The 12,524-nt window shown below is 64.5% G+C and carries 11 protein-coding genes; 1 reads left to right on the top strand and 10 read right to left on the bottom strand.

All coding sequences use genetic code 11. The annotated features are described in order from the left end of the window. Nucleotides 1–72 precede the first annotated feature (72 nt). From XI06_RS08515 to XI06_RS08480, 8 genes are all read right to left on the bottom strand, one after another. On the bottom strand, nucleotides 73–393 hold the full coding sequence (locus XI06_RS08515; protein WP_237859148.1) for a plastocyanin/azurin family copper-binding protein: 321 nt from the start codon (nucleotides 391–393) through the stop codon (nucleotides 73–75). Between the two features lie 19 nt (nucleotides 394–412). Continuing rightward, nucleotides 413–1,498, bottom strand: a complete 1,086-nt coding sequence (locus XI06_RS08510) for a cytochrome-c peroxidase (RefSeq protein ID WP_237859149.1) — start codon at nucleotides 1,496–1,498, stop codon at nucleotides 413–415. 469 nt (nucleotides 1,499–1,967) lie between these two features. Continuing rightward, entirely contained in the window at nucleotides 1,968–3,461 is a 1,494-nt protein-coding gene (locus XI06_RS08505; RefSeq protein ID WP_237859150.1) for an ABC transporter substrate-binding protein, read from the bottom strand. 58 nt (nucleotides 3,462–3,519) lie between these two features. Next, nucleotides 3,520–4,527 (bottom strand): ABC transporter ATP-binding protein, encoded by a 1,008-nt coding sequence (locus XI06_RS08500; RefSeq protein WP_271605036.1) that lies wholly within the window; start codon nucleotides 4,525–4,527, stop codon nucleotides 3,520–3,522. Then, a complete protein-coding gene (locus XI06_RS08495) occupies nucleotides 4,524–5,531 on the bottom strand; it encodes an ABC transporter ATP-binding protein (RefSeq protein WP_237859154.1) in 1,008 nt (335 codons plus the stop codon). The genes XI06_RS08500 and XI06_RS08495 overlap by 4 nt, the downstream gene beginning before the upstream one ends. 2 nt (nucleotides 5,532–5,533) lie before the next feature. Further along, nucleotides 5,534–6,427 carry an ABC transporter permease gene (locus XI06_RS08490; protein ID WP_237889750.1) on the bottom strand — a complete coding sequence of 298 codons (894 nt, stop codon included), beginning with the start codon at nucleotides 6,425–6,427 and terminating at the stop codon, nucleotides 5,534–5,536. Continuing rightward, entirely contained in the window at nucleotides 6,424–7,374 is a 951-nt protein-coding gene (locus XI06_RS08485) for an ABC transporter permease (protein WP_237859157.1), read from the bottom strand. The genes XI06_RS08490 and XI06_RS08485 overlap by 4 nt, the downstream gene beginning before the upstream one ends. Nucleotides 7,375–7,462: 88 nt before the next feature. Beyond that, on the bottom strand, nucleotides 7,463–8,884 hold the full coding sequence (locus XI06_RS08480; protein WP_271605441.1) for an amidase: 1,422 nt from the start codon (nucleotides 8,882–8,884) through the stop codon (nucleotides 7,463–7,465). Nucleotides 8,885–9,007: 123 nt separating this feature from the next. On the opposite strand from XI06_RS08480, the gene XI06_RS08475 reads away from it, so the two are divergent. Then, a complete protein-coding gene (locus XI06_RS08475; protein WP_237859448.1) occupies nucleotides 9,008–9,895 on the top strand; it encodes a LysR family transcriptional regulator in 888 nt (295 codons plus the stop codon). Nucleotides 9,896–9,905: 10 nt separating this feature from the next. On the opposite strand, the gene XI06_RS08470 is transcribed toward XI06_RS08475, so the two are convergent. Both XI06_RS08470 and XI06_RS08465 read right to left on the bottom strand, forming a co-directional pair. Then, entirely contained in the window at nucleotides 9,906–10,838 is a 933-nt protein-coding gene (locus XI06_RS08470; protein ID WP_271605035.1) for a carbohydrate kinase family protein, read from the bottom strand. 18 nt (nucleotides 10,839–10,856) lie between these two features. Further along, a complete protein-coding gene (locus XI06_RS08465) occupies nucleotides 10,857–12,503 on the bottom strand; it encodes an FGGY-family carbohydrate kinase (protein ID WP_271605034.1) in 1,647 nt (548 codons plus the stop codon). Between the last annotated feature and the right edge of the window lie 21 nt (nucleotides 12,504–12,524).

The raw sequence follows: 12,524 nt of genomic DNA, 5'->3' as shown, positions 1-12,524 counted from the left end.
GGCGCTTCGGTAGAGCGTTCTCGAGCGAAATGGATACCGGTTCGCGTGAAGAAAACGCGTCAAACGACAACCCTAATCCGTCACCTTGACCATCATCTTCATGCGCGGATGAATGGCGCAGATCACCTGCACATCGCCCGGCTCCTTGAAGGACACGTCCGTCGAGGTGCCCGGTGCCTGCGATCCCAGATTGAACTCGTTGCCCTTGCTGGCCGACATGATGTTGTGCGGCACCGTGTCGTCGTTCAGGAAGGTGACGGCCTCGCCCTTCTTGACCGTGATGCTCTCGGCGGAGAAGGCGCGGCCTTGCTGATGGATGATTTCGGTCGCGGCATAGGCGCCGACCGAAAAGCCGGCAACGATGACACAGGTGAAGAGAGCGATTGTGCGCATGTGAGAAAACTTTCGAGGGTTAGCGTGGAAGAACCGGCACGGCCGTCGGCCCGAGCTCACTGGTCAAAGTCTTGAGGAATGCGACAAGGTCAGCCTTGTCCTGCGCGGACAGGTCGAGCGGACGCATGAGGTCCGATCGGCTGGGCCGGTCGACACCGGCATGGTCATAGTGATCGATGACCGCTTCCAGCGTGGGGAGCGAACCGTCATGCATGTAAGGGCTGCGGCGAGTGATCTCGCGCAAGCCCGGCGTCTTGAAAGCGTGCTGCATCTTGATGACCCCGGGCAGATATTCGCCGCGGCCGACGTCGGTGCTTGGCAGGCCGATGTCCTGAAAACCCTCGTTGGTGAAGTTCCAGCCCTCGTGGCAGGCCGCGCATTGCGCCTTGCCGTTGAACACGGCGAAGCCGCGCTTGGCCTCTTCGGAAATCGCCTTCTCGTTGCCTTCGATCCAGGCGTCGAACGGTGCCCGTTCCGAGACGACCGTACGCTCATAGGTCGCGATCGCCTGCGCCAGCGTCCTCGGCTTCATGCCTTCGCCCGGGAAGGCTGCGTCGAACATCGGCTTATATTCGGGAATGCTTGCGAGCCGCGTCATGAGCTGGTCGAGCTTCATGTTCATTTCGCCGGGTGACTGGATCGGGCCCAGCGCCTGGTCTTCCAGCGTCGGCAGACGGCCATCCCACATGTAGATCGCGCTCCAGGCCGCGTTGACAATGGTCGGCGAACGGCGACCGAGCTTTGCCATGCCGTGACCGACACCGACCGCAAGCCCGTCGCCCCAGCCGAAACCCGGGCTATGGCAGCTCGCGCACGACTGCGCCGATGTCACCGAGAGGCGCGTGTCGAAATAGAGCTTCTTGCCGAGAGCAGCCTTCTCGGGCGTGAAAGCATTATCCTTGGGGAACGGGATCGTCGCCGGCCTGCGATACAGCGCCTTGAGCGCATCGACACCACCAGGTGCCTTCTGCGTGATCTCGACCTTTCGGCTTTCGCCGACCACAGCGGCGCCAAAACCGATCGTCGCGAAACCGAGAACGCCGAGTGCGGCAGATGCGACAGTCGCAGCGAGCAGCCGCGACCGATGGGAGCCCTGCGTCGGCATGCGAATGTTCCCCAGGAAGGGTGTCATTTGCGACACCGAAAAAAAATTGAAGTAACGCGCGATGAGTTATCGTGATGAAAATACCGGCAATTCGTTAAACAGATCGTACCGGCCACTTTGTTCCACTATCGTTTTTCGGCATTTCAGCAATCAGAAAGTGCGGGAAGAATCAGCAGCCAACGAAGAGTTGCGCGAGCAGCCGTGGAACCGCTCGCGCACCGGCTCGCCACTAACAAATGTTAGTGGGGTCGCGCAGTTCGGAATTTCCTATTGTGGCATTATGCCGGTGTTTTGCCCGACGGAGCAAGCAATTTCGTCAAGTCCGAAATTTTACCAACCCTTTCAAACCCGTCTCTACGGTGCATGGGGTTGTTTTCGAACGATGGTTTGGCGGGCCAAACGAAAGGCCTCTTCCCGCGGGGGAAGAGGCCTTTGCAAGAAGCGACAGCTTCGACTGCCGACGCGGTCGCTACTCCCAGGACCAGGCTGAGAAATCGTTCTCGAACTGCGGAACTTCCTTCCAGACGCCCTTCAGCTTCTTGTTGATGACCGTCGGCCATTGCGGCTGGAACAGGAAGCCGGCCACCGCATCGGTCGCCAGCATCTTCTGGGCATCGCCGAGCAGCTTGGCGCGGCCGGCCTCGTCAGGCGTCGACACGATCTGCTTGTAGAGCGCGTTGAACGCCTCGTTGTTGTAGCCGAGATAGAAGTCGGGTTCGGTCAGCTTGACGAGATCGAACGGCTCGACATGCGAGACGATGGTGAGGTCGTAATTGTGCGGACCGTTCGGCGCGAACGCCTGCGACAGCCACTGCGCCCACTCGACGTTCTCGATCTTGGCGTTGATCCCGACCTTGGCGAGCTGGGCTGCCAGGATCTCGCCGCCCTGCCGCGCGTAAGGCGGCGGCGGCAGCTTCAGGCTGAGCTCGAGCGGCGTGGTGATGCCGGCCTCCGTCAGCAGCTTCTTCGCCTTCTCGGGGTCATAGGGGTTGATCGCGGTGGTGTCGACATAGCCGAGCGAGCCCGGTGTGTAGAAGCTGCCGATCGGCGTGCCGAAACCTTCGACTGCGCCGTCGATCATCGCCTTGCGATCGATGGCGGCGAGGATCGCGCGGCGCACGCGGACGTCGTCGAGCGGCTTCTTCTTCTCGTTGATGGCGACGATGGTCTTGGCCTTGGAGCCGCCGATCAGCACGGTGAAGCGCGGATCGCTCTTGAATTGCGCAACGCCGCGGGTGGTGACGCGCGGGAACGCATCGACGTCACCGGACAGCAGCGCAGCGATCTGCGCGGCGGGATCGCCGATAAAGCGGATCGTCACCTTGGACAGCTTGATCGCCGAGGCGTTGCGATAATCGGCCCATTTGTTCAGCGTGAGCGAGGAGCCCTTGACCCAGGCGCCCAACTGATACGGCCCGGTGCCGATAGGCTGCGTCACGTTGGTGGCCGCGCTCTTCGGCTCGACGATGGAGGCGCTCGCCTGCCCCATCAGGAACGGCAGGTTCGGCTCGGGATATTTCAGCGTGAGCGCGACGGTGTTGGCGTCAGGCGCGTCGATCTTCTCGATCGCCTGGAACAGGCTCTTGTCCTTGTTGGTGCTGTTCGCGGCCGCGTTGCGCTCGAACGAGAACTTCACCGCGGCGGAATCGAAGGCCTCGCCGTTCTGGAATTTGACGCCCTTGCGCAGCTTGAACGTATAGGTCTTCAGGTCGGGCGATGCGGTCCAGCTCTCGGCGAGCAGCGGCGAGACCGAGCCGTCCTCGTTGATCTTGGTCAGGGTCTCGTAGATGTTGTAGAGCGTGACCTCGGCGATCGCGGCGGCGGCCGCGTTGGTGGGATCGAGCCCCGGCGGCTCCAGCGTCATGCCCATGACGACGCTGTCCTTCTTGCTCTGCGCCAGCACCGGCAGCGGCGCCGCAGCCAACGCTGCGGCAAATGCGACGATCGATAGCTTCTTCAACATGCCCAACTCCCCGGCCTTCTTCTGTGCTTTTGAGACTACGCCAATTCCGTAGCCGACACTAACCTTCCATGGCCGCCTGCGGCAATGCCATCACGGCCTCCGCCTTGTGGCAGGCGGCGAGATGTCCCTCGCCCACCCTGCGTAGCAAGGGCGGAACCTCGCGGCAATGCTGGTCCGCGAGCGGACAGCGCGCCACATAGGGGCATCCGGTCGCAGCCGCCGATTGCGAGGCGATCGCCTGGGCGCCGCGCCGCCGCCGGCCGCCACCGGGTCGTGCCCGCGGCACGGCATCCAGCAGCGCCCGCGTATAGGGATGGGCGCAGCGCTCGAACAGATCCTCCGGCCGCCCCTGCTCGACGACCCGGCCGAGATACATCACCGCGACCTCGTCGCAGAGATAATCGACCACGGCGAGGTCGTGGCTGATCAGGATGTAGCTGAGGCCGAACTGCTCCTGCAGGTCCTGCATCAGGTTGAGGACCTGTGCCTGCACGGAGACGTCGAGTGCGGAGACCGGCTCGTCGGCGACAATCAGCTTGGGTTGCGTGATCAGCGCCCGCGCAATGGCGATGCGCTGGCGCTGGCCGCCGGAGAATTCGTGCGGATATTTGTCCATGTCCGCATCGCGCAAACCTACCTGCTTCAACACCGCGGCAACGCGGGCGCGGAACGTCGTGCGGTCGGCATCGTCGAGCACCGTAAGCGGCTCGGCGACGATGCGCGCAATGGTCTGCCGCGGGTCGAGCGATCCATAAGGGTCCTGGAACACCATCTGGAAATCGCGCCGGGCACGGCGCAACTCGTCAGGAGAGATGCGGTTGAGATCGCGGCCGAGCAGCGTGACCTCGCCCGCAGTCGGCCGCTCGAGCGCCATCACCACCCGTGCCAAGGTGGACTTGCCCGAGCCGGATTCGCCGACAATGCCGAGGCTCCTGCCGGCCTGGACCTGCACGCTGACGCCGTTGAGCGCACGCACTTGGCCGGGCGGACGGAACAGGCTTTCACGCGGCAGCGTGTAGCGCTGCTCGAGATCCTTGACATCAAGAAGCGGTGCGGCGGCGGTCATGCGGAGAGCGCCCCGACATTCGCAGCCATGGAGACATCAGTCCTGGTGCAGCGCACGACGTGACCGGCCCCGACCTTAATCATCGGCGGCATCGCGGCGCGACACTGATCGATTGCCAGTGGACAGCGATCAGCGAAGGCGCAGCCGACAGGCAGATCGGCGAGCTCCGGCACCGTGCCCGAGATCGTCGTCAGCCTTGTCCCCTTGCGCGCGCCGAGCTTTGGGCGGGCGCGGAACAGGCCCTGCGTGTAGGGATGGCCCATGCGGCGGAACACCTCGTCGGTCGGCCCGCTCTCGACGACCGTGCCGCCATACATCACCATCATGCGCTGCACGTTCTCGGCGATGACGCCGAGATCGTGCGAGATCAGGATCATCGACATGCCCCGCTCCTCGACGAGGTCGGCGATGAGGTCGAGGATCTGGCCCTGGATGGTGACGTCGAGCGCGGTGGTTGGCTCGTCCGCGATCAACAGATCGGGCTCGCACGCGAGCGCCATCGCGATGGTGACACGCTGGCGCTGGCCGCCGGAGAACTGGTGCGGATAGGCATCGATGCGTTTTGCGGGATCGGGCAGCCCGACGCGGTCGAGCAACGCGATCACTTCCTTGCGCGCCTGCGCGGCGGAATATCTCTTGTGCCGCCGCAAAGGTTCTGCAACCTGATGGCCGATCGTGTGCATCGGGTTGAGCGCCGTCATCGGCTCCTGGAAAATCATGCTGATGCGATTGCCGCGCAGCTTGCAATAGTCCGCATCCGGCAGCCGCGCGAGCTCGTTGCCATCAAGCTTGACGCTGCCGGTGACAACTGCACTCTCAGGCAGCAATCCCATCAGCGACAGCGCCGTCACCGATTTGCCGCAGCCGGATTCGCCGACAAGCCCGAGCGTCTCGCCGCGTTTCAGCGCAAAGCTGACACCGCGCACGGCCTGTGCCGGGCCGCGGCTGGTGTTGAGGCGGACGCCGAGATTGTCGACCTCGATCAGGCTTGCGGGATCAGCCATCGTCACCGCTCCCGCGCCAGCCGGGGATCGAGCAGATCGCGCAATCCATCGCCGAGCAGATTGAGGCCGAGCACCGCGATTGCGATCGCCGCGCCCGGATAGACCGCCAGCATCGGCGACTGGAACAGCATGGTCTGCGCATCGTTCAGCATGCGGCCCCAGGACGGCTGCGGCGGCTGCGTGCCGAGGCCGAGATAGGACAAAGCGGCTTCAGCAAGGATCGCGAGCGCGAACTGGATGGTCGCCTGCACGATCAGGATCGAGAGAATATTCGGCAACACATGCTCGATGGTGATGCGGAACGCCCCCTTCCCTGAGGCGCGCGCGGCCAGCACGAATTCGCGCGCCCAGATCGCATTCGCCGAGCCGCGCGTCAGCCGGGTCAAGGTCGGGATCTGGAAGATGCCGATCGCGATGATCGAGGTCACCATGCCCGGCCCTGCGACGGCGGCGAGCATGATCGCCGAAAGCACTGCCGGAAAGGCAAAGGTGAAGTCGGAGAAGCGCATGATGATCTCTTCGGTCCATCCACGCTTGGCCGAGGCGATCAGGCCGAGACAGACGCCGAAGGAAAGACCGATACTGACCGCGATGATGCCGACCAGGATGGTCGAGCGGGCGCCTGCGAGCAGCAGCGAGACGATATCGCGGCCGAAGGAATCGGTGCCGAGCCAGTGCGCCGACGACGGCGGCCGGAGCTTCGAGGCGATGTCGATCTCGTACGGCGACCACGGCGTCCACACCAGCGAGACCAGCGCCGATACGACTACCAGGAGGCTGAGCGCTCCGCCCAGCACGAAGCTGCGATGGCGCAGCGCACGGCCCCAGAAGCCTCTCGCCGCCAAGGGGCGCGTTGCGACCGGCGCATCAATGGATGTGGTCAGGGGCGAGCTCACAGGTCGTGCACCTTGATGCGGGGATCGATAAAGGCATAGAGCACGTCGACCACGAAATTGACGATGACCACCATGGCCGCCAGCAGCATCACGCAATTGCGCACCACGATGAGGTCGCGGTTGGCGATCGACTGGAAGATCAGCCGGCCGAGGCCCGGCAGGTAGAACACGTTCTCGATCACAATGGTGCCGGCCAGCAGGTTGGCGAATTGCAAGCCCATCACCGTCATGACGGGGATCATGGCATTGCGCAGCACGTGGCTCCACAGCACCTCGCGCTTGCCGAGTCCCTTCGCACGTGCCGTTCGGACGAAATCTTCGCGCAACACTTCGAGCACGGCTGAGCGGGTGACGCGGGCAAGGATTGCGGCCTGCACCACGGCCAGCGAGATCGACGGCAGCAGCAGCGATTTGACGCCAAGCCAGATGCCGTCGTCCCAGCCGGCAAAGCCGCCTGCGGAGAGCCATTGCAGCCGCACAGCGAACAGCAGCACCAGAAGGATCGCGAACCAGAAATTCGGCAGCGCGATGCCGATCTGGGTCAACGACATCACACCGACATCGCCGAGCTTGTTGTGATTGGCGGCGGTGTAGATGCCGGCCGAGAGCGCCAGCACCACCGTGATCAGCATCGACATGATCGCGAGCGGAATGGTCAGCACCAGCCGCTCAGCGATCAGGCTGGCGACCGGTGTGCCGTAGACATAGGAATTGCCGAGATCGCCGACGACGAGCCCTTTGATCCATTGCAGGTAGCGGACCGCCAGCGGCTGGTCGAGCCCGAGCTTGACAGTGAGCGCGCGGACCGCGTCGGCCGACGCATCTGCGCCCATCAGCATCTGCGCGGCATTGCCCGGCAGCGCATCCAGCACCAGGAAAATGATCACGGATGCGCCGACCAGCGTCGCCAGCAGCGTCAGGACACGTCGGAGGACAAATACGCTCATGCGCGGTGGTCGGGCTCAGGGCTCATCAGCGGCACGATCAACATGTCCGGACGCCGGACGCAAGTCCTTTGCTCGCCGGCGCATGCCGTCATTCCGGCCGGCGGGCGAGAAGATCGTGCGAGGCCTCGAACAGCGCGCTCGCCCGCAGCAATTCCGCATCGTCCCGGAAGCGGCCGACGAGCTGAAGCCCGATCGGCAGCCCGTCGCGGCCGAAGCCGCAGGGCAGACTGATCGCGGGGTGGCCGGTCATGTTGAACGGCATGGTCCAGGGGAACCAGTGCGGCCGGACGCTGTCAAATTGCACCCCATCGATCTCGATTTTGCCGAACAGGTCCTGGTCGATCGGCAGCGCGGTGCGGGTGATCGTCGGCATCGCCAGCAGATGCCCGCGCGCAAGCAGGGATTGCACCCGGCGGAACAGCGCCGTGCGCGCGAACATCGCCTCCTGATAGGCGACGCCGCTGACATTGGTGGCAAGTGCGACCTGCTTGACGAAGGCCTCGCTGAGCACTTCGCCATGCTCGGCCACGAGCTTGGCGAAACGCGTGCGCCAGACCGTGTGGTTGATGGCACGCCAGATCGGCTCGATATCAAAGCCCGCGCCGGAGAATTCCTCAAGTTCAGCCCCGAGGCCAGCGAGTCGGTCGAGGCTAGCCTTGAAGGCGGCGGCGACATCGATGGATACTGGACGTCCGGGCGGCGAAGCGCTGAACAGGATCTTCTGTCCGCGCAAATCGCCGCGCGGGGCAGCGGAGCCGATGAAATCTGGCACGGGCATGCCGATCGACCAGGGATCGCAAGCATCCTCACCGGCCATCGCCTGCATCATCAGGGCGGTGTCGGCGACCGTGCGCGTGGTCGGCGTGACATAGGTCTGGTTACCGAACACGTCCAGCGCCTGGCTGTGCGCGATCACGCCGTTGCTCTGCTTCAGGCCGACCACGCCGTTGCAGGCGGCGGGAATCCGCGTCGAGCCGCCGCCATCGGTCGCGATCGCCAAGGGCGCGATGCCACTCGCGACCGCCACAGCCGCGCCGCCGCTAGATCCGCCGGACGAGCGCTCCGCGCTCCAGGCGTTGCGGGTGCGGCCGAACAGGGGGGAATCGGTCAGGCACTTGCTGCCGAACTCTGGCGTCGTCGTCTTGCCGACCAAGATCGCGCCTTCGCTGCGCAGCTTTGCCACCGCGACGGCATCCTCGGCGGGCACATTGTCTTTGTAAGGAACAGCCCCGAAGGTGGTCTTCACGCCCTTGGTGTTGACGATGTCCTTGACAGTAACAGGGATACCATGAAGCAGGCCAAGCGGCTCGCCTGACATGACCTTGCGCTCGGCCTGGCGGGCTGCTTCCATCGCTTCGTCGCCGCATAGCGTGATGAAGCAGTTCAACTTGGGCTGGAGCGCCTCGGCGCGCGCAAGCACGGCGCGGGCGACTTCGACGGGGGAAATCTGCTTATTCGCAATCAGCGGACGCAATTCGCTTGCGGACAGCAGGCAGGGATCGCCGTTCATCGTCACATCATGCTCCGAAGCGGACCGCCGTTGGCCCAATGCATTGACATTGAGAATGACAGTTTTGTTAACTCGAGGTCCAATACGTTTTTGGTGGTCAACCCATACGATTTCGGTATGCCTATGGATCTTCGCCGGCTCCGCTATTTCGTCGCCGTGGCCGAGGCGCGCAGCGTCGGCAAGGCCGCCGAACGGCTGCGGATGGCGCAGCCGCCACTCTCGGTCCAGATCCGCAAGCTCGAAGCCGAAATCGGCGCGCCGCTATTCCACCGCGGCACGCGCGGCATGGACCTGACAGAGGCGGGCCAGGCCCTGCTGACGCGGGCCGGCGAGGCGCTGGCGCTTGCGGCCGACGGCATCGAAGCCGCGCGCGCGGTCGCGGCCGGCCGGCGCGGCAGGATCTCGGTGGGTTACATGTTCGTGCTGGCCAACGCTGTGCTGCCGCGGCTGATCCCGGAGTTGCGGCGATCCATGCCCGGCGTCGATCTCGACTTCGTCGACCTCACCGCATCGACGCGCGAGGCGCGGCTACTGGATCGCAGCGCCACGGTCGCACTGTGCATGCCAGCGATCCACCATCCCGAAATCCAGGTTGCACGGATCGGTGCCCAGCGCTTCATGCTTGCGCTGCCGAACCGCTCGCCGCTTGCGCGGATCGGCGCCGTGCCGATGGCACGATTGCAGGGCCGTCCGCTGATTGCGCTGCCGCCGCCGGAGCGCGATCCCGCCTCCTCCGCAGTCGCAGCCCTGCTCCGGCGGCATCAAATCGTAATGCCGATCGCAAGCCGGGTAGAGACGGTGAATTCGGCAATGAGTCTGGTTCTCGCCGGTGAAGGTCTTGCGATCCTGCCGGCCTGCGCCAAGCTCGGCGCGCCACGCGGCATTGTGTTCCGGCCGCTGCGCGATGCCACAGATACCATCGACATCGCCGCGTGCTGGCGGCGGGATTCGCAGAGCCCGCTGATCCCAAGGTTTCTGAAATGTGCGGAGAAGGTCGTCGCGCGCCTGTAACGCGGACTAATCAACTCCAGCTGATCTCGTGGCTCCAGGGCGGATCGGCGCCCGGACGGGTGCAGGTCAGGCCGGCGCACTTGGCGGCAAAGGACAACGCCCGACGAAGCTCGTCGGTGCTGATGTCCTTGAGTTGCTGTCTGGCGAGACGGCCCTGTTTGTACAGCGCGAACAGCAATGCGGCTTGAAAGCTGTCACCGGCGCCGATGGTATCGGCGACCACGACCTTCGGCGCCTCGACCTCGATCTGACCCGTCTTCGCATGCCAGGCGATAGCGCCGTTGTTGCCGCGGGTGATGACGACAAGGCTCGGGCCCTGCCCCAGCATCGCGCCCGCGCGCTGCTGATACGGCTCCTCGCCGAAGAGATAGGAGAAGTCGACATCCGACATCTTGATGAGATCGGCGCTGCCTGCGAACTCCGCCATGCGGGCGAGATAGGCCGGCTTATCCTTGACCAGATTGGGCCGGCAGTTCGGATCGAAGGAGATCGTCGACGTCGCCCTCGCGTCCGCAATTAAAGCTTTGGTCTCGGCGGCGCCCCGATCGTTGACAAGCGTGGTTGAGCCGACATGAACAGCTTCCACCGTGTCGAACGGAATGGTCGCGCGCCGAAACGTCCAATTCCGCGTCGCGGTCTCGGCGTCGTAGAAGGCATAGTGCGACTCGCCGGCGACGATGCGGACAAAAGCGAGGGTGGTCTGGTGATCGCTGCGCGTGGCGAAACCAAGCTCGACATTCGACCCGGTCGCATGGTCGGCGATCATACGCCCGAACATGTCGTTCGAGATGCCACCGACAAAACCGGTCGGGGCGCCGAGCCGCGCGATCCCGATCGCGACGTTGAGACAGGAGCCGCCGACCGCTGGCATCACCGCTTCGCGGCCGTCGGCATTTTTCGTTGGCACAAAATCGATCAGTGCATCGCCGCAAGAAATCAGCATGTCTCTCAACGCGTCCTTCTAACTTCTGGCGATGTCGCGCATCACCGCCCGGCTGCCGCGATCGACCTCGCGCAGCAGCTTGTACACTTCACGCTTCCTGATGTGAAATGCGGCCATGTCGGGCGCAGTCGGTTCGCTCTTACGTCCCAGCGCCGACATCTTTGCCATGGTCTCGCCAATCGAGGCATAGGCGCCGCCGGCGACTGCACCGAGCATCGCGGCGCCCAAGAGCACCGGCTCCCTGGTTTGCGGCAACGCGACGGTGAGGCCAGTGGTATCAGCCATGATCTGCCGCACCAATGGGCTGCGGCTAGCGCCGCCGCCCATGATCATGATGCCGGCATGAACGCCATGCGCGGCAAAGGCTTCGATCACCTCGGCGAGCCCATAAGCGAGTCCGCACAGGCCGGCGACGAATAACCGCTCCATCGAGCCGACATCGGTGTCGAGATCGAGGCCGGCGATCACGGCGCGTGTATCGGGATCGGCGTAAGGCGAGCGGTTACCGATAAATTCGGGGAGCACGTGAACGTCGCGGGCGAGCAGCGCTGCGCGGCTGGCATCGCCGGCGCGCGCGATGATGCGGCGCTCGAGGAACTCGATGAGGTCAACGCCCTCGCTGCGCGCCGCCACACTCGCCTCGGCGTGGCCTGGATGCGATTTGAGCAGATGGTCGATCGCCGCGCCCGCGGCCGATTGGCCGCCCTCGTTGAGCCAGAAGTTCGGCACCATGCCGGAGTAGTAGGGACCCCAGACGCCAGGGACGAAGCACGGCTCCTTCGTCGTCGCCATGATGCAGGCCGACGTTCCCATGATGTAGGCCATGCGATCGGTGACGTCAGTCGTTCCGCCCGGTCCGTCGCGTCCGCCAATCGCGCCGATGCCGCCGGCATGGGCGTCGATCAGGGAGGCGCCGATCGGAATCCCCGGTGGCAGGCCGAGATCGGCGGCAGCCGCGCGGGTGAGGCCGGCGCCGAGCCGCGTGCCGGGGGCGACGATCTCGGTGCCGATGCGGGCGTATCTTTCGTTAACGAAGTCGGAGAGGCCGATACGCTTGAAGAACGGCGCGCTCCAGCCGCCGCCGTCATGCGCGAGATAGTTCCATTTGCAGGTGACGGTGCAGGTCGAGCGCTGGAGCGATCCGGTCGCGCGCCAAGTCAGATAGTCTGCCAGATCGAAGAAATGCCCGGCGGCATCGAAGCTCGCGCGCAGATGACGCTTGAGCCACAACAGCTTAGGCATTTCCATCTCGGGTGAGATGGAGCCGCCCACATAACGCAGCACATTATCGGCGGTCTGGTTGATAAGACGCGCTTCGGCGACGGCACGATGATCCATCCAGACAATGACGTTACGCTGCTTTTCGCCGGAGGCACTGACCGTGACCGGCTCGCCCTCGCGGTCGAGCACCACCAGGGAACAGGTCGCGTCGAAACCGATACCGCCGACACTGTCGGGTGCGATGGCCGCCTCCGCCATCGCCGCCCGCACAGATTTGACACAGGCCTCCCAGATGTCCTGAGACGACTGCTCGACGATGTCGCCGGCCTCATGCCAGATCCGAATCGGGTGCTTGGCGGTCGCAAGCAGCGTTCCCGCCTCGTCAAACACCCCTGCCCGCGTGCTCGTGGTCCCTACATCGACGCCGATATACGCTCGCGGCATTGTCGCTCCCGGTGGCTTCCG

Origin of the sequence: Bradyrhizobium sp. CCBAU 11434, from assembly GCF_028128895.1 — a bacterium.
GTDB classification, from domain to species: Bacteria; Pseudomonadota; Alphaproteobacteria; order Rhizobiales; family Xanthobacteraceae; genus Bradyrhizobium; species Bradyrhizobium zhengyangense.
This window is presented reverse-complemented; position numbering and strand designations above follow the sequence as displayed.

What these genes read in the sequence shown, in the direction of transcription:
- XI06_RS08515 (WP_237859148.1), bottom strand. Translation starts at nt 393, where the DNA reads ATGCGCACAATCGCTCTCTTCACCTGTGTCATCGTTGCCGGCTTTTCG.
- XI06_RS08510 (WP_237859149.1), bottom strand. Translation starts at nt 1,498, where the DNA reads ATGCCGACGCAGGGCTCCCATCGGTCGCGGCTGCTCGCTGCGACTGTC.
- XI06_RS08505 (WP_237859150.1), bottom strand. Translation starts at nt 3,461, where the DNA reads ATGTTGAAGAAGCTATCGATCGTCGCATTTGCCGCAGCGTTGGCTGCG.
- XI06_RS08500 (WP_271605036.1), bottom strand. Translation starts at nt 4,527, where the DNA reads ATGACCGCCGCCGCACCGCTTCTTGATGTCAAGGATCTCGAGCAGCGC.
- XI06_RS08495 (WP_237859154.1), bottom strand. Translation starts at nt 5,531, where the DNA reads ATGGCTGATCCCGCAAGCCTGATCGAGGTCGACAATCTCGGCGTCCGC.
- XI06_RS08485 (WP_237859157.1), bottom strand. Translation starts at nt 7,374, where the DNA reads ATGAGCGTATTTGTCCTCCGACGTGTCCTGACGCTGCTGGCGACGCTG.
- XI06_RS08480 (WP_271605441.1), bottom strand. Translation starts at nt 8,884, where the DNA reads ATGAACGGCGATCCCTGCCTGCTGTCCGCAAGCGAATTGCGTCCGCTG.
- XI06_RS08475 (WP_237859448.1), top strand. Translation starts at nt 9,008, where the DNA reads ATGGATCTTCGCCGGCTCCGCTATTTCGTCGCCGTGGCCGAGGCGCGC.
- XI06_RS08470 (WP_271605035.1), bottom strand. Translation starts at nt 10,838, where the DNA reads ATGCTGATTTCTTGCGGCGATGCACTGATCGATTTTGTGCCAACGAAA.
- XI06_RS08465 (WP_271605034.1), bottom strand. Translation starts at nt 12,503, where the DNA reads ATGCCGCGAGCGTATATCGGCGTCGATGTAGGGACCACGAGCACGCGG.